We start from the raw sequence: 17,815 nt of genomic DNA, 5'->3' as shown, positions 1-17,815 counted from the left end.
TCATTACCTGCCTACTTGTATTTACACTTTAACTATTATTCATAAACAACAAGTTTCCCATCAACAAATATTTGCTTAGTTTTATGACCTTTATGGGAGTCTCGCTCTATCTCAGAAAACAATAGCTCAGTCGTTAATTCACCAAGATATACCGAGTCATGATGTACACCTGAAATAGATAAATGGTAAGTATCTGCATAAGGAGGTAAATCAACAGAAAAATAACGGCAAGAGAGGCCTAATTCTATAATAATTTTATACATCCCAGCGGTAATAATTCCATTTAACCCAACGATGTACATATTAGGTGTATAAAGCTCTTGAACTTTTCTTCTTAGATAATCTTCATCATTCTTATTAAACATATAACTGCTGTATAAGACATTAATATTTTTTCTATTGGGAAAATTTTCATATATACCCGCTAAACGAGACAAACTAATTTCAGAACCTTCTGGTCCTGAAACAATAAGTGTATTTTCGCTATTTTGTTGACTAAGAAATTTTCCTGTTAAGGCACCAATTTCAAAATTTTTCAAAAATAAACCCGAGTACTTATTTTGATAGCCATAAATTGACCGGTCAACAAAGACTAAAGGCACATTATGTTTATCAATTAATGATAAATAACTTGGTTGGTAATCTTTATCGTCACGAACGGGGGATAATAGAATACCGCTCGCCTTGTAACTGACTAACGTTTCAATTGCTGTTTTCTCTGCTTTTTCATCGCTATCTGAATCAAAAATCATGACTTGATAGCCTTTTTCTTTCGCTAAGCGTGAGACTGTTTGAATAAGCACAACATAAAATGGGTTAAATGTGCTGTCAGTAACCACACCTATTATACGGCTATTTTTATTTTTCAGATTACGTGCAAAAAGATTTGGCACATAATTGAGTTCTTGTGCTATAGCTAATATTTTATCCCGAGTTTCCTTCTTTACCATCTCAGGATGATTAAATGCTCTAGAGACGGTAATATCGGTTACATTGGCACGTTTTGCTATATCAATTATTGTTGTTGAGCTATCTTGTTTTGTCATAATTATACTAGTCAACCTTTAATGAATCCCCTGAAGAATAGGCTAGTAATCCATTTGGCTATTATCAGGGAGAAATATGCGATTATTCATTATACCGTTTTGAGCTTGAAGATAAATCAATTTCACTTTCTTTAAGAAGAATAAATGACTGATAATTCAAAATATTGACATACCGCATGAATTAGAAATGTTAAATAAACAAATTGACATTTAAAATATATTTTAAATAACTTTTAGCTCAATCAGCACTGATAAAATCAATCCTAAAGCGACAAAAATAACAACAATTGAAAATAGCATTTGAATGGTTCTATTGGAAATATAATGCATTATTAATCGACCGATTAATAAACCAATGACACAAGAGACAATAAATATAATACTAATTTCTTTAGGGTATTGAAACCCATTCAAAACATTAATAAAAATACTAATACTACCAATACAGAAAATAACCATTAACGATGTTGCAATAATACTCTTCATATTCAAATTAGTGAACTTTCGCAATGCAGGAACAATAATAAAACCACCACCGACACCTAGCATACCAGTAAGTAATCCTGTAATGACACCAATCCCCCCAAAGATTAACGCTGTTTTAGTGTTCCAAATAAATTTCCCAGTTTCTGTATTAATTAAACAATGTGCATCATTTTGCTCATCAACCCTATTGAAAAATATACGCCCCCCGACATAAAGCATAACAAGGCTAAAAATAAGTGTTAACCAAACTGGAGGTACAATATGGGCAAGGTAAATACCATACTTAGCAGAAGGGATACTCAATAATGCTATCCAAATTGCGGCTTTATAACGAATACTTTTTTTTATAAGCCCTTGAATAACGCTGATAAAAGCCGCTATTGTAATTGCTAGAAGCCCAACAGGCGCAGCGAGTGCAACACTCCAACCTTGGCTTGCCATTAAAGCAGGAACAGCAAGAATTCCCCCGCCAGCTCCCGTCAAACCGAGTAGACAGCCTATCAATAACCCTTCTAATATCAATATTAACATTATGAATTTCTTATCATTATTATTAAATATATTCGCTGAATATTAACGCTTACCGAGCGTTTTCTCCAATACCATTAATGCCCTATTAAATGGTACTTCTCCTGCAATAATATCGATTAACCGAGTATCTTGGAAAACCGCAATTGTCGGCACTGATTTTATACCATATCGAGGAGCTAAAGTGGGCGATTGAGCAATATCAACAATGCCAAAAATGATATTACTTCCTTGAAAATATTCAGAAAGTTTAATGAAAATAGGTTTCATATTTTTACAAGGTAAACACCACGATGCCGAAAAATAAACAACTACAGTTTGTTGCTCATCTTGCTCTAGGGGGTAAAGTGTACTCGAGAAATTATCACTATCTAGCGATAAGATATTGTGCATTCTATGCTGCCTTTTTATCAATTTATCCTGAACTAACATACAGAAACAATATACTCGATAATATATCACTTCTTATCCATTAGTTGATCAATATTATTGGGAATTTTATTATTATTTAAAATCAATAAATTAACTTATTACCCATCATAAAATGCATGTAAATATGATTTAAAACAAATGATTAAAATAGCTTTCAACTGCTATCAATATTTATATTGACTTAAAGAAACTATAATTATATATAACTGATTTATTATATATTTATTTTTAACTTGTATTTCAAGCGTTATAGTAATCACATTATTTGGTGAAATATAAAGATATTTATAATTAACAGTAAACCAGACTCTCTACACTTAATAAAACCTTTAAATTTTTTATTTAGATTATGACTGAAATATGTCTAACGGATCTCAACGAGATCTAACAGCATAAAACGTTGAGATAGAACGCATGGCAATTATGAGTTCACACCTCACAACAGTCGCTAACCACAACAACTATACGAAGTAGTCACCATGGCTAAGCGCGATTGTCGTGTAAAAACACCGACAGATAAAGAAGAAGGGGTTAAAACCAGACACTATACAGTGGGTTACACCCCGAACCGAGGTAAACCCAACCCCAGCCCACAACTCACTTTAAGTGGTAAGTGGCTGAATGAGTTGGGGTTTACGGTAGGCAATCACTTTACCCTCACACGCTAAGCCGGACAGTTGATTATCCGGTTGGCTGAGGGGGAGTAAAACCGCTAAAGAGATCCCAGTATTGAACTGGGATCATATCTCATATTAGATCTTCACCATTATGAAGGACTATAACCCTATCTTTCCCTAACTCTTCTTTAACTAGGTGAGCAATTTCATTTGTACATATTTCAAGTAATTTATTCGATACACTAATATAGAAATAAGACTCAGGATCTAAACCGTATTCATTTGAAATTTCTTTGTCAAATGGTCCTAATTCTCTTGCTCTATATAAAATATAATGCTTTGGGAAAATTTCTGGGTATTTAGTCAGAAATACATCCAGTTTTTTTTGTAACTCATCGACCGATAAAGTCGTGTAACATCTTAAATCTATAGACATATCACCCTCATTTCACTCTAACAGCATTCCCAGATTTATCAATAATAATCACTTTATCCAATCCCATAATTGGCCATTTAGTAAGCTGCTGTTGTAACTCAGGAACAGAAACTTTAGTATCGGACATATTAATAACTACATTGTTAGTTTGTCCTTTATCTATTTTTCCTTTTACCTCAGACCATATATTTCGCACACTACTTGACTTAGGTGCATAGTTATCAAAAATTTCACCATTAATACGATAATCAGGGTCTTTATTTCCTAAAACGGCCGGGTTTTGTTCTACATGAAAACCTGATTTAGATAATATTTGAGCACTCTCATTTTCACGATTAAGTGAACGAATATTTTCTTTTGTCATTTGAGGGGTGACTTTTGTAACGTGCCCAGTCAATGAACCATCAGATTTAGTTATTACATTGCCGATTGTCCCTGTTTGCCAAACATTTGTTTCTGGAGAAACTATCCCACCACTCGGCTTACCTGTAGTAACTTTATTTCCTAAGTAGCCGCCTGATACAGCTGCACTACCAAGACCAACATTGATTAAGCCATCAGCTATTTTTCCATCTGCGATTTGGGCAATACCAGTTCCAGTTTGATAAGAACCGCCTGAAATCAACGCTAACCGCATTAATTGGCTGGCTCGTCCCGGCCCAGCTAATAACGCATCAGTACCAATCATCGCTTGCCATGCATGTCTTTCTTCGGTGCTGAGTTGTCCTAATGCCTTATTGTATTCTGCTGATAAATCAGGTGTTGCACTGCTTGGGTACTTCAATATTTGTTCTACTGCTTTGAATGCATCCGCTTCACTCATTCCCCTCAATTGCAACTGTGTAGCATACGCATTAAGGTATTCAGTTAATGCGGCTTCGCCTGCTTTATCTAGCGTACCTTGACCATACTGATAGAGTAATTTGTCGGTATAATTATCTTTATCTGTTAAATAGATAATATTTTGAGAGGCTTCTTTAAGGTTTTTTCCAGCCTTTTGATCTTCTAGTGCTTTATCTCTTTTATCGTTATCATCTGGACTTAAGAAGTTATTCTCAACCGTCGTCTTCCCTGCTTGGGCTGCATTCCCTGCACTCGAGGTATCTCCACCCACTAAACCGCCTGCAATACCCGCTGCCAAACTCGCAAATGCACTGACTGTCGCTTTTTCGTCTTCCGTCAGTTGGCTCACATCTTTCTTATACAGTTCTTTTGACAGCATTCCAACCGCTTCCGCTGTCATTGCACCGAGCGATTGTGCCCCTGCATTTTCACCTTTTGCCAGCGCTAATGCAACATTCGCAATACCGTGTGCGGCTATTTTCCCTTTATCATCTTCGATATGTTGACCGATGTAGTTCGCAATATACGGCGCACTCGCATTCGCCACCGCTTTATTCACATCTCCACTGATAAGCCCTTGAATCAAAGAGGTGCCTGACTCGACTATACGGCGATTATCCCCTCCGACACCCCATTCAGATTTGTTAACTTGAGCTTGAATAGCATCTTCTCTTTCCTTGCCACTCAACTCAGGGTGCTCTCTATCTACATCCTTCGTAGCTTTAATCGTCTCATTCGTCACCGCAATATCAGTAATCTGCTTACCTAATTCGCCCACTAACTGCGTTTTTTCTATCCGTTTTTGCTCTTTTTCTTTGTCAAAAATCGTATTGAGCTTCTCATGGGCATTATCTGTATCACGGCTTAACTCGTTGATATCTTGTTTCTGATTACCCTTATCTCGAATTGTAATCTCGCCTTCTGACACCGCTGAGTGTGTCGTATTGCTGTCTTTCCCTTTGTTATTCACATTGGTCAACAAGGAGCCTGCGGCATTACCCGCAAGCTGGTCTGCAAATGGAGAACCCCCTGTGCTAAAGCCGCCACTTTGGCTATCCACCTTGTATTCAGCTTTATTTTTGATATCCCCAAAGCCCAGCGTGCCCGTATCCAACTTGTTCTTTTCAGCGTCCGCAGTGCTGCTAATCACCGCCCCATCGAGTTGCGTATGATTACCGACGGTGATATCAAAACCGCCTTTGCCTGCATTAATAAGCGACAGTTTGACGCGATTTCACAGCTAGACGAGAAAGAGAGAGAAGCGATTGAGACCGTGATTAACAGCATCTTACATATGCATGATGCTAAACGGTGGACATCAAAGAGTAATTAATTGGAAGTGGTCAAAACCAGACAGTATACAGTGGGTTACACCCCGAACCGCGGTAAACCCAACCCCAGCCCACAACTCACCTTAAGTGGTAAGTGGCTGAATGAGCTGGGGTTTGAGGTAGGTAGTCACTACCCCCTCACTCGCCAAGCCGGACAGTTGATTATCCGGCTGGCTGAGGGGGAGTGAGATCGTTAAGGAAGATCCCGACCCTATATGGATAGGGATCTCTATCTTAGCTGCTCATTAATCGCCTTAAAAAATCGCGAGCATCCCTTTTAGCTCTACCTTTTCCTCTTAAACTTGCTTCATAGTCTTCTACTGTCAATATTTCATTTTTACTAATAGAATGGTCTATAGTTGAAAGATCAAATTCAATGACATACTTTTTATTTATTAAATATCCGTAGATTTCAACATACTGATCAATTCCTTGATATAGAATATTTGCGGAATCAATATGCGTAAACTCATTAGCTAGAAATGGAAAAATAATATTTTTTTCTATTTCTTTAAACTTTATCAATTCATCATTATTTTCATTCTTCATGTTTAATCGATCACTCCAGGTGTAGCTGTTACTAAATTTCCATGCTTGTCGGTAAGAATAGTCATTGTATTTGTGGGTTTATTGCTAAACTTATCAATTCCAATAGGTTTATCTAACGTAACTACCCTTTGGTACAATATCTCTTTCTGCCCAGTTGCTTTATTATCTGATGTTTGTATCTTACTAATCGGAACCTTTGTAACATCAGGATTTTGAAGCAATGATTTAACTTCTGATTGACTAATCGTAAATTGGCTAGCATTAGGCTTACCAGAAAAATGGCGTTTAACTAAATGTTCCCATCCAGCTTTTGCATTACCATTTTGAATATTTATACGAGACTGAGTGATAGGGTTAGCCAGTTGATCTTTATCTATTGCATTTTGAGAGCCATTTGTTACTTTCGGTTTCCATACGCCACCTTCATATACGGAGCCGCTGGCATCATATACAGTTTTACCATCAAACTGATTATTTGGATGCTTAACATCTGTTACTTTCCCTGCATCTTTAAAGCTATACTCACCTTTTCCTGCATCCCAACTTGGCATTTCTTTGCCGCTTTTCGCAAATGCCAAATAAGCTTTTGCCGCTGTAAATTGTAATGCCTTAGCTGTTGTTGTTGGAGGTGAGCCACTTAATATTTCGGCAGCTTTCTCTGGGGTCATTTGCTCATTAGACCAAAATACGTCTAATGGAATACCGACCATATTCCCCCATGCTTCAAGGAAGCCTCTTGCAGGATCTTGTCCTTCTGGGTGATCACCTTTCGCAAAGTCATTTAGAGCAGCATTAACATCATGGATGCTATACCCTTTCTTTTCCATTGACTCGGCGAGTGTGAACGCCGATTGTCCATAATCAGCCAGTCCATGTGGCAGACTCAGTGCATTATTCTCAACCGTCGTCTTCCCTGCTTGGGCTGCATTCCCTGCACTCGAGGTATCTCCACCCACTAAACCGCCTGCAATACCCGCTGCCAGACTCGCAAATGCACTGACTGTCGCTTTTTCGTCTTCCGTCAGTTGGCTAGCTGGTTTGTTATACAGTTTCTCAGATAACATTCCAACCGCTTCCGCTGTCATTGCTCCGAGCGATTGTGCCCCTGCATTTTCACCTTTTGCCAGCGCTAATGCAACATTCGCAATACCGTGGGCAATGATGCGTCCTTCTTTGTTCTTCTCTGGAATATTTTTGGCGATTTCATTCGCAATGTACGGCGCACTCGCATTCGCCACCGCTTTATTCACATCTCCACTGATAAGCCCTTGAATCAAAGCGGTGCCTGACTCGACTATACGGCGATTATCCCCTCCGACACCCCATTCAGATTTGTTAACTTGAGCTTGAATAGCATCTTCTCTTTCCTTGCCACTCAACTCAGGGTGCTCTCTATCTACATCCTTCGTAGCTTTAATCGTCTCATTCGTCACCGCAATATCAGTAATCTGCTTACCTAATTCGCCCACTAACTGCGTTTTTTCTATCCGTTTTTGCTCTTTTTCTTTGTCAAAAATCGTATTGAGCTTCTCATGGGCATTATCTGTATCACGGCTTAACTCGTTGATATCTTGTTTCTGATTACCCTTATCTCGAATTGTAATCTCGCCTTCTGACACCGCTGAGTGTGTCGTATTGCTGTCTTTCCCTTTGTTATTCACATTGGTCAGCAAGGAGCCTGCGGCATTACCCGCAAGCTGGTCTGCAAATGGAGAGCCCCCTGTGCTAAAGCCGCCACTTTGGCTATCCACCTTGTATTCAGCTTTATTTTTGATATCCCCAAAGCCCAGCGTGCCCGTATCCAACTTGTTCTTTTCAGCGTCCGCAGTGCTGCTAATCACCGCTCCATCGAGTTGCGTATGATTACCGACGGTGATATCAAAACCGCCTTTGCCTGCATTAATACCCGTTTGTTTATCTACCGATTGATAATCGCTGTGCATCTCGGTTTTATTAACATTCACTGAAGCGGTGGTATTTAAGCCTGTTCCAATACTACCGCTTAAACTGCCGCCCTGTTGCTTTGAGTCATACTTATCAGTAACTTGTTGGCTCGATAAAGTTAAATCCCCGCCCACATTGGCTTTAACAGTTTCCCCACTCGCGTGTGCGCCTGTCAGCGTGGTATCTTTGCCGCTGTTGAGGGTCAGTTGTTTGCCTGCGTTCACTTCGGTATCGGTGTAGAACTGGCTGTCACCTTTTTCAAAGCCGCTGCCTTTATTCACACTCGCATTGACATTCCAACCGCCCGTACTGATACCCGCACCGATTGAGCCGCCTTTACTTTCGTTTTTCCCATCCACTTTTTGCGTGTTGGTGGCACTGGTCAGGTTGATATCATTTTTGGCGGTTAACGTGACGTTTTTATCCGCATCCAGTTGGCTACCTTGTACTGTCAGATCCCCTTGGCTACCCTCTTTTTTACCCGTCGCAGTAAGGGTGATGTTATCCCCCGCACTTAAACTACTACCTGACGCCGTATGCTGCTCGGTTTTGGTGGTCGATTTAGACGAACTGCTGCCATATGACACATTAACGCCAAAGGCATCTGCTACACTGCCGCCTTCTTTCAAACCTGCTAGCTCACCCGCTTGTTGAGCCTGAACGCCTTGTAGACCTGCCTTCATCCCTTTAAGGGCCGCTAATTGTCCATCATCTTCTTGTTTTGCCGATTTCGCGGTCTGCGCCATTCCATCTAACATGCTGCCCGCTGCACCGCCGAGGGAAACCGTCAACCCACTGGATTTGGTTTCCACTGTGGTGATATCGGTACGGCTATTTTCAGCCGCCGTAATATTCACATCACTACCGATCACATTGATATCTTTCGCCGCGATCACATCACTACCATGAATGCTTGCTGTACCACCTGCGGTCAATGTCACATCGCCTGCCGTACTCCCAATCACACTGCCTTTTTTCTGGTTACTATCCGTATCGGTGGTCACTTTTTGTGAATTTGAACCAACCGTGAAACCAATGCCGCCAGTGCTCATCAGGCCTGACTTGGTTGTTTTCGACATATGTGTTTCATGGGACGCTTCATCAGAAGTGGTCACATTTAACTGATTTCCAGCGGTAACATTGACATCGTTGGTTCCAAGTAAATTACTCCCTTCGATATTGACGTTGTTCCCTGCGGTCACTTTCACACTATCGCCGCTAAATGTACTACTGATAGCGGTACGTTCGTTCACCTCATCATGAGTTTCTTTTGTCGTGCTTGATAAAAAGCCTTTATCCGTGCTTTTTGTGTGTTTCGCATAGTCACTAGTTTCAATACCAGAGGAAATATTGATGTCACGTCCAACATTGATCGCCAGCTCTCCACCGCTGGTCACAGTCGTTGCACGAGCGGAAAGATCTTGCCCAGCCGATAAGGTTAAATCCCCTTTAGTTTGGATTTGCGTGCCGACTTCAGTGCTATTAGCCCCACGATAGTAATTGCTTGAATTATGCGTGTAATCAAATGCCGAGCTGACATCACGAGTTTCTAAACTAATATCGCGTCCCGCAATAATGGAAGTTTTGCCATCAACGCCTAAATTGCCGACATCTGTGGCTATCAAGTTGATATCTTGTACCGCTTTTAAGATAAGCTGGCCATTATCACCTGTGACATAAATACTGGCAGGACGATCGAGCCATTGTGATTGGCCATCACCACGCTGCGCAGTTTCACTGAGAATATCGCGACCTGCTGAAAGAGAAACGCTGTCTAATCCACGAATTTCCCCACCGATATTCTTAATATCTTTTAGGGTATCAAGTTGTACATCTTTACCTTGAATGCGCCCACTATTTTCGATATTTTCAGCACGTAAATCGGTCAGTTCACGGCTACTGATTTCACCGCTATTAAGGATATTACCGGTCATGTTGGCGGAAACATTACGCCCCGCTAACAATGCACCATTACCGTTTAAGTCCCCTTGACGGGCTCGGACATACACTTGCGGAACACTAACCATTTCAACGCGGCCATCCGGCAGTGTGACTTCTTTATTCACCATCCACACGATGTCTGTGGTTAAGTTCGCCATTTGCTCTGGTGATAATGCAATGCCCGGAGTCAGGTTAAATTGCTTACCAAACGCAACACCGTTAGTTAGCAGCGCGCGATATTGCTCTTCATCACTATTGTAGTTGCCTAATAAGCGCTGTCCTGTGGTTTCAATCAGTTGATCACGAACTAAACGTTGCTCATAGTAACCATCCCCCAAACGCTTATGGAGCTGCTCATTGGTGACAATATCAATACTCGACAACCATTTCTTGTAGTTAGTGAAACGCGGGTCGGTTTCAATCAAAAATTGGCTATCACTACCCGGTGTTAAGTTAAACAGACTATTGTCGGGTAATTGAGTGTTTGGCCCAACGGTTCTTATCACGGTATCGAGGTTGTCTTTCCCCTGAGGCCCTGTCTCCGCAGTGATATTTTCCCCTTTGCCTACATCAGTTTGCCCTTGAATGTCAGCTCCGTTACCGATGTTGGCATCATCAACGTGTAATGATGAGTCAACCGATTTGTCGTCTTTAACATCCACTTTGTCTGAAATTGAAGGTAACTGCGCCACTTCCATTTGTTGGCCTGGCTTCAGGTCTAATGGCGTGTTTTTGCTATCTTTTAACGCCTGCTCAGTAACAGCTGTACCTTGGTTTTCTTGTTGATTAGCGTCAGAAACACGTTCGGCTTGCCCATCCAGTTGGTTCACTTTCACTGAATCGAGCTGAGTTTTATTGATCCCCCCCGCGTTCTCGGCAACCTCTAATAGATGTAAGGCTAAATCTTCTTCGCTATTAACCCCTTGGTATTTTGACGTGCTAGTACGCGTTTTCCATTTACCACCGCCTTTATAGCGATAAATCGTATTTCCATCTTCAAAGATACGGCGAACACCCTGTGCTTCTTCGTTGTTGAGATCATAGCCTGTTAAGATCAGGTTTTGCCCCGCAACAACGCGTGAATTTTCATTGTTCAGCTGCTGACCATCAATCGTCAAGTGCTTTCCACTCGTAATCAATGCGGCATCGCGTTTGATAACTTGGGTTTCATAAATGATACGGTCGTAATCGTATTCATAAAAATTCTTAGTCCAGTTACCATACTCAAACATCCGCCAGCGATTAGATTTTTCATAATGAATACCCACTTCCTTGTTCAGCGTACCATCTTCATTAATAGCGTAACGCGTTTGGTTGCCATTACGCGGCTGAATTTTATAACGTCGCCCATTACCAAAATCGTACCAGTCGAAATGTTCACGGCTCACTTCCACGGCTTCGTCAGTCAGTTGTAAATGGATATCTTTATTTTCAAGTAAATCCGTTTTTAGTGTGAGGTTACCTGCCGCTTCAATGTTAGCACTGTGGTTTTTCACGCTTTTAGCATGACCGGTGGCTTTTAGCTGGTCGTTTAATTGGCTACCGATGGTTAAATCACCATCACTGTAAATTAAAGCGTGATCACGGTTCAACAGTTCACCAACTGCAAGGTTGGCCTCTTTACGCCCAGCAATAACTGCTGCTTTATCTCCTTGTTTATCATTGACTAAGCTATTTACTGCGATGGCTAGGAAATCACCATAAATGCGGCCTGTTCCTAAGTTACTTAAGGAATTAGCAACAATATGGGTTAATACGCCATCAATGAGCCCAGTATTGTGTACCTGACCACTGGCTTTTATACGAGTACTTTGCCCACTGATCTCACCTGAAAGTTGGTTAATAACGGTCGTTGTGTTTAAAACCAGCTCGCCAAGACTAGAAATTAACCCTTTATTGGTAAAACCTTGAGCAAAATTAGCCGTTAGGTTTTCACCTGCCTGAATGCGTCCCGTATTTTCAAATAGTTGATTGAAGGTGAGCGATAACGCTTTTTGCGCGATAAGTTTACCTTCACCTGTTAACTGGTTCGCCGTGATCGTGGCAGAGCCATTACTGACTATCACCCCTTGCTGATTTGATACTGCTAGGACTTTACCTTGCGCTTTATCGGTTACATTCAAATCCGTTCCCGCAGATAGCATCCCTTGTATGTTATTCAGGCTTTGTGCGATATTCGCTTCAATCGCTTGCCCTGCACGAACCGCCCCGCTTTGGTTATCTAAATGTGTGGTTCTGAGGTTAACATTTGCCCCTTCAAGGCCTTTACCTGCTTGAGCTGTATTTTTGTTATCGATAGACTCCGCAGAAATATCAAGGTTTTCATTGGCTTTGATCCAGCCTTGCTGGTTTTCAATTTGCTGTTTGACTACCAGTTCAACATTATTGAGACCTTGAATAACACCACTCATATTATTGAGTTGTTGGGTATTTACGTTCAGGTTTTGACCGGACAAAACCTGCCCTTGCTGGTTATCAATCCGTTGATGAATATCCAGCGTTGTACTCCCCTGAGATTGAACAACCCCCTCAGTATTATCGAGGTTTTTTCCTGTCACTTTTAACGCCGATTGGCTCAGTAATAACCCTTTTTGGTTATCAATTTGCTCAGCATTCACTGTGAGTCCAAGTTTTCCTTGAGCCACACCTTGGGTATTATTTAAATCCCCAGTATTCAATTCAAGCTTGCCATTACTCGCTAATGTCCCTTGCTGATTTAGCAATGCCTGCTGCTGGGTATTGATATCCATCGACTGCCCAGCGAAAATTTGTCCGTTCTGGTTCTCAATACCTGTCGTGGTGAGTGATGCCGCTCCTGAGCTTTGAATTTGCCCCTGCTGGTTAAGCAGTTTGCCACTGTCAATCGATAAACCGCCCCCACTTAATAAACCACCATTTTTTTGCGTAAAGCTATTGTTTATCTGCTCACCATGGGTGTTGAGTGTGAGCTGCTTTCCTGCTTGAAGTCGACCTTGTTGGTTATCCAGTGCCCCCGTGTTTGCCGTTAAATTATTGACGGCAAGAATTTCCCCCTCCGTATTATCAACACGTTTTTTCTGACTATCGAGGGAGATTTGGTTCGCTTGTATTTGCCCTTGGCGATTGATTAGCTCTCCAACTGTCATCGCTAGATTTTGGCTAGCAAAGATGCCTTGATCGGCTTTTTTCGCAAGATTCGTCAGTTTCTGGCCCTGTGTATCAATACTCACCGAGTGGCCTTTAATCACACCTTCACGGTTATCCAGTTGCTGCGTTGACATTGAGAGCTCAGACTGGCTGCCCACTAAACCTTGCTGGTTATTAACACCTTGGCTGTTCAGCTTAAGCGTATTTTTCGCCACAAGTCGGCCTTGCTCATTATTGAGCTCACCGGTTGTTAGGGTTAACCCGCCTTGTGCATAAATGCCTTTATTGTCACCGCTTTGAGTGTTATTAAGCTGCTCACCGTGAGTATCAATCAGCATGTCACTACCAGACTGAATGGAGCCTTGTAGGTTGTCAATTTGTCCGCTATTTAACGTCAATGTTTGCTGGGCTAACAACGAGCCTTGTGTATTATCAAACCGCTGGTTATGGGTATTAATATCAATGGTATTTGCTTGTAAATAACCCAACTGGTTTTGTAGTGCTTGGTTGCTCATCTGCAACAGTTGCTCTGCGGCAATTAACCCTGCTTGGTTATTGATACCATTAGCCACATCCAGTTTTGCATCACCATGGCGAGCAACCAATTTTCCTTGCTGGTTTTCGATATCACTTGCCGTTATGTTCAGCCCATTCTCACCAATGAGTGCCCCGCTTTGGTTTAATAATTCACGAGTTAAATCAATGTCTAGCTGACCATTTTTTGCAGTGATGACTTGTCCATCACGATTATCAAGACTATTGGCGGTTAATGAAAAGTCGCCATTACTGCCTATTTCACCCGCTTGGTTATTCAGCTTCCCTTGTAAATTAATTTTCCCAGCTTTATCGCCAGTTTGTAATAATTTCCCGCCTTGGTGATCAAGGGTATTTGCCGTTATTAAGATATGATCTGCTTGGGTGACAGCCTGATTTAGCGAAAGCATTCCACCTTCAATATTCAAGGTGTTCGCTGCCAGTATTTCACCTTCATTACCGTCTAGTGATTGACTATTTAAGGTGACATTCCCCATGCTCGCAATCACTTTACCTGTGCGGTTAATCAATGATTGGGTTTCCACAAATACACCCTGCCGGCCGGTCAATGCTCCACCCGTGTTATCCAGCACTTGTTGAATTTGTAAATCAAGCTGCCCCATTCTTGCGCTGAATATTTTACCTTTTTGATTATCAAGGGTATTAGTTTTGATCAGCCAAGAGCCGTTACCACTGATATCCCCAGCATTGTTATTAACATATTGGGATACCTCAATGACCCCCTGTTGTTCACCTAATTGGGTCATGGTGCCTTTTTGATGAATTAAGCGGTTCGCAGTGAGTTGGATGTGCTGTGCTTGTGTGTTTGCAGCTGTTAGGTCAATGCCTTTACCACTTAGTGATAAATCGCCTTGAGCAATGATTTCACCACGCTGACCTTGCAATTCTTCAGTGGTCAGCAGCATATTCCCTTGTTTACTAATGGCTTTACCGTCAATATTGGTGAACGACGGTGTGTTAAGGGTAAAGTCTTGTTCGGCAAATAAGGTGCCTTGGGTGTTATCTACGCTCTGCTTCGCATTTAGGATTAGTGCCCCGACTTTTGCCGCGACCACAACACCTTGCTGGTTAGCAAGCGTATTGACATCAAGACTTAGTGTGCCTTGGCTGCTAATATTCCCTGACTGGTTATCAAGGGTTTGAGCAAGCTTGATTTGCCCTTTTTCACTGCCCGTTTGCAGCATTTTCCCACGCTGATGAGACAGGTTTTGTCCTTCAATTTGGATGTTATCGGCCTGCGTCACCGCGTCATTGAGATTAAGTTCATCCCCCGTTAAAGCCAGTTTTCCTTTTGAGAGAATTTCCCCTTTTTCACCATCCAACTGCTTAAGTGCCAATTGGTTATCACCAAAGCTGGCAATAATTTTACCGGATTGGTTAATTAAGCGTTCCGCTGCTAGCTGAATACCTTGATTGCCTAATAATGTCCCTTGTGTATTATTCAGCGCCTGTTGAATAGCCAACGTCAAATGGCCTAATTTTGCCGCAATAATTTTGCCGTCTTGGTTGTTTAGCCCGTTTGCCACAATATCAATTTGGCCATTACTGGAAATTTCACCTTTCTGGTTATCAAATTGGTTTTGAATATGTAGCTCAGTTTTACTTTCCCCAGTTTGCAGCAAGGTGGCACCCTGATGGGTAAAGTTGTTGGCTAAAATAGAAACTTGGCCTGCTTGCGTGAAGCCTTGGTTTAAATTGATATCGGCACTTTCTATGCGCAATGCATTTTGCGTATAAATAGTCCCTTTTTCACCTGCTAAACGATTTGCCGTTAATAAAGCAGCACCGGATAAACTGCTCATTTTACCTTGCTGGTTGATCAGCTTATCGGCTTTAATCATCAGGTACTTATCGGTTTGAATAACCCCACGAGTATTATTCAATTCACCAGCAGATGTTAGGTCTAAACGATGGTTCGAGCTAGTGAGGATTTTACCATCCGTGTTGTCAACGGCCCCTGCTTGTAAATTCAGATCACCTTTGGATGCAATACTCCCTTGGTTGTTATCTAATCCATTAGCTACATTGAGTTTCAGCGTTTTATCACCTGTCTGCAGCATATTGCCTTGACGATGAGATAACGTATTTGCTTGTAAATTAATGTGTTCTGCTTGTGTTGTACTTTGGTCAAGATTGGCCGATTTTGCGGTTAACCCCAGTGCACCACTGGTCAGAATTTCCCCTTTCTGCCCATCAAGCGTATCTGTTTTGATGATCAGGCCTTGTTTACCGGATGCGAGTATCGTGCCTTGTTGGTTGCTCAGGTTTTTGCTTTGAATATCAACCTTGCCATCACGGCTGAGTAACTGCCCAGACTGGTTATTTAACTGCTGCGTCGTGATTGAAGTATCACCTGCAAGGTTAATTTCCCCTTGCTGATTGTTTAATAGCTTGGTATTTAAGGTATTTTTTGAGTTACCCGTTTGGACCAATTTGCCTTGCTGATTATCAATTAACTCAGGTGCAATTAACGTGAGCTCATTGGCAACAATCTCGCCGCGATGATTATCAATGCCCGTTTTAGCCGTCAATGTGGCTTTATTCGTGGCTTTTAGGTGCGCATTTTTCGTTCGAATATCGGTTGTCGTTGAGATCAACACAATATTGTTGGCTTGGGTATTAGAATCAGACAAATCGAGTGAACTACCTGTCGCGGTCAAGGTGTCTTTGGCGACAATATCCCCTTGTAATGCGACCGATTTATCTCCTTTAACTGTTAATGAACCCGCGGAGGTCAGCTTACCTTTGCTATCAACCCCTGCAGCTAATAAAGCGCTACGATCACTGTTAATTTGCTCTGCATGAACTGCTGCATCACGCCCTGCAACGATTTGGCCTTTATCGGTGTTAGTTATTGCCTGTTTCGCTTTGAGCTGGATATCGTTTTGCGCCAGTATAGTACCGGTATTATTGATAGCATCTTGGCTAGTCAGGGCAATATTTTGGCTAGCGGTGATCACGCCAGAGTTACCTACTTTCCCATCCGCTGACAGGGTAATATCCCCGGCTTGTGCCCCAATATGCCCCGCATTACGCACGCCTACACCGTGCTCTGTCCCACGCATTTTAATAGTATTGGCGTACATCCCCCCTAATACGGCAACATCTAAAGCAAATTCAGGCTTATCATCGGCAGAGGAATTATCCGTTTTAAGAATGGTTGTTCCATCCGCTGCCACGGTATTTTTCCCTGTCGTGATCGCTAAATCTTTGGCATGTAATTTCGCATTGATATTCACTGAGCGGGCAATCAACGCGGTGTAGTTGGTACCATTGCCGTTATAGCCTTTCCCAAGAATGTTGATACTGCCTTTATCGACCTCAAATCCTTTGATTTTACCGTTTTCAATTAAAGTTTTTCCCGCCGATAGCAAAGCTTTATCGGCATTGATAAACCCACAACCGTTACAGGTGATCCCCGCAGGGTTGGCGATGATCACATCCGCTTTTTTCCCTGCCACTTCAATAAAACCATTAAGTTGACTCGGGTCACGGCTATTTACCTCATTGAGGATAATTTTGGCTTCCCCTTTAGCGAGCCAATCATTACCTTGGATCATCCCACCAAGCTGTGTATTTGTGTTGGTGCTGCTGTTATTGAGGATCGCCCCTTTGTGATCAACATCGAACTGGCTGTATTGGTTACGAGAGACGCCATCACGGTTAGGCGCTTGAATATTAACTTGCGGTAAACCATTTTGCGTATTAACAATGGTCGGTTGTTGGTTACCCGGAGCCTTACCATCTGCAACGATGGTCGATGACGAAACGCTAAAGCTCACCATGCCTAATGTAAACCACAAAGAAGTGACTATCGGTTTAACTGACCAGCGCACTCGGCAACTTGTTGCTTTCTCTACGTGATTTTCACTCGAACCCGCAGGACCCGCACGATGGCTGCGAGTAATATCTGAAACCACCATCACCATTTGGCGAGCAGCATTAAAAATTAGGCGGTAAAATAACTTGTTCATCCTGAGA

At 41.8% G+C, this 17,815-nt stretch carries 9 protein-coding genes and 1 pseudogene; 3 read left to right on the top strand and 7 right to left on the bottom strand.

Annotated elements, in window-relative coordinates; translation table 11 throughout:
- Nucleotides 1–35: 35 nt before the first annotated feature.
- The 3 genes from M0M83_RS04715 to M0M83_RS04705 form a co-directional block, all read right to left on the bottom strand.
- Entirely contained in the window at nucleotides 36–1,046 is a 1,011-nt protein-coding gene (locus M0M83_RS04715; protein ID WP_213912883.1) for a LacI family DNA-binding transcriptional regulator, read from the bottom strand.
- A gap of 222 nt (nucleotides 1,047–1,268) precedes the next feature.
- Nucleotides 1,269–2,063, bottom strand: a complete 795-nt coding sequence (locus tag M0M83_RS04710) for a sulfite exporter TauE/SafE family protein (RefSeq protein WP_248467730.1) — start codon at nucleotides 2,061–2,063, stop codon at nucleotides 1,269–1,271.
- Nucleotides 2,064–2,105: 42 nt separating this feature from the next.
- Entirely contained in the window at nucleotides 2,106–2,492 is a 387-nt protein-coding gene (locus M0M83_RS04705; RefSeq protein ID WP_272686967.1) for a thioredoxin family protein, read from the bottom strand.
- Nucleotides 2,493–2,971: 479 nt separating this feature from the next.
- On the opposite strand from M0M83_RS04705, the gene M0M83_RS04700 reads away from it, so the two are divergent.
- Nucleotides 2,972–3,160: a SymE family type I addiction module toxin gene (locus M0M83_RS04700; RefSeq protein WP_248467726.1), complete on the top strand. Its 189-nt coding sequence runs from the start codon at nucleotides 2,972–2,974 to the stop codon at nucleotides 3,158–3,160.
- 79 nt (nucleotides 3,161–3,239) lie between these two features.
- Here the strand turns inward: M0M83_RS04700 and M0M83_RS04695 are convergent, their stop codons facing one another.
- Together M0M83_RS04695 and M0M83_RS21685 are read right to left on the bottom strand one after the other, a co-directional pair.
- Entirely contained in the window at nucleotides 3,240–3,545 is a 306-nt protein-coding gene (locus M0M83_RS04695) for a hypothetical protein (RefSeq protein ID WP_166268390.1), read from the bottom strand.
- A gap of 7 nt (nucleotides 3,546–3,552) precedes the next feature.
- Nucleotides 3,553–5,538 (bottom strand): VENN motif pre-toxin domain-containing protein, encoded by a 1,986-nt coding sequence (locus M0M83_RS21685; protein ID WP_248467724.1) that lies wholly within the window; start codon nucleotides 5,536–5,538, stop codon nucleotides 3,553–3,555.
- A 63-nt stretch (nucleotides 5,539–5,601) separates the two neighbouring features.
- On the opposite strand from M0M83_RS21685, the pseudogene M0M83_RS04685 reads away from it, so the two are divergent.
- Nucleotides 5,602–5,721, top strand: a pseudogene (locus M0M83_RS04685) (helix-turn-helix domain-containing protein); the annotation flags it as partial.
- Between the two features lie 6 nt (nucleotides 5,722–5,727).
- Nucleotides 5,728–5,907 carry a SymE family type I addiction module toxin gene (locus M0M83_RS04680; protein WP_336432228.1) on the top strand — a complete coding sequence of 60 codons (180 nt, stop codon included), beginning with the start codon at nucleotides 5,728–5,730 and terminating at the stop codon, nucleotides 5,905–5,907.
- Nucleotides 5,908–5,953: 46 nt separating this feature from the next.
- Here M0M83_RS04680 and M0M83_RS04675 read toward each other — a convergent pair whose 3' ends face one another.
- Nucleotides 5,954–6,268, bottom strand: a complete 315-nt coding sequence (locus M0M83_RS04675) for a hypothetical protein (protein WP_036942875.1) — start codon at nucleotides 6,266–6,268, stop codon at nucleotides 5,954–5,956.
- A 2-nt stretch (nucleotides 6,269–6,270) separates the two neighbouring features.
- The gene (locus M0M83_RS04670) at nucleotides 6,271–17,808 is read right to left on the bottom strand and encodes a hemagglutinin repeat-containing protein (protein ID WP_248467720.1); all 11,538 of its coding nucleotides are present in this window, start codon (nucleotides 17,806–17,808) and stop codon (nucleotides 6,271–6,273) included.
- Nucleotides 17,809–17,815: the final 7 nt, after the last annotated feature.

This window comes from Providencia rettgeri (assembly GCF_023205015.1).
Classification (GTDB): Bacteria; Pseudomonadota; Gammaproteobacteria; order Enterobacterales; family Enterobacteriaceae; genus Providencia; species Providencia rettgeri_E.
This window is presented reverse-complemented; position numbering and strand designations above follow the sequence as displayed.

Bases quoted from the DNA above. Each gene is read 5' to 3' on its own strand.
- M0M83_RS04705 (WP_272686967.1), bottom strand. From the start codon at position 2,492: ATGTTAGTTCAGGATAAATTGATAAAAAGGCAGCATAGAATGCACAAT.
- M0M83_RS04695 (WP_166268390.1), bottom strand. From the start codon at position 3,545: ATGTCTATAGATTTAAGATGTTACACGACTTTATCGGTCGATGAGTTA.
- M0M83_RS04675 (WP_036942875.1), bottom strand. From the start codon at position 6,268: ATGAAGAATGAAAATAATGATGAATTGATAAAGTTTAAAGAAATAGAA.
- M0M83_RS04715 (WP_213912883.1), bottom strand. From the start codon at position 1,046: ATGACAAAACAAGATAGCTCAACAACAATAATTGATATAGCAAAACGT.
- M0M83_RS04670 (WP_248467720.1), bottom strand. From the start codon at position 17,808: ATGAACAAGTTATTTTACCGCCTAATTTTTAATGCTGCTCGCCAAATG.
- M0M83_RS04710 (WP_248467730.1), bottom strand. From the start codon at position 2,063: ATGTTAATATTGATATTAGAAGGGTTATTGATAGGCTGTCTACTCGGT.
- M0M83_RS04700 (WP_248467726.1), top strand. From the start codon at position 2,972: ATGGCTAAGCGCGATTGTCGTGTAAAAACACCGACAGATAAAGAAGAA.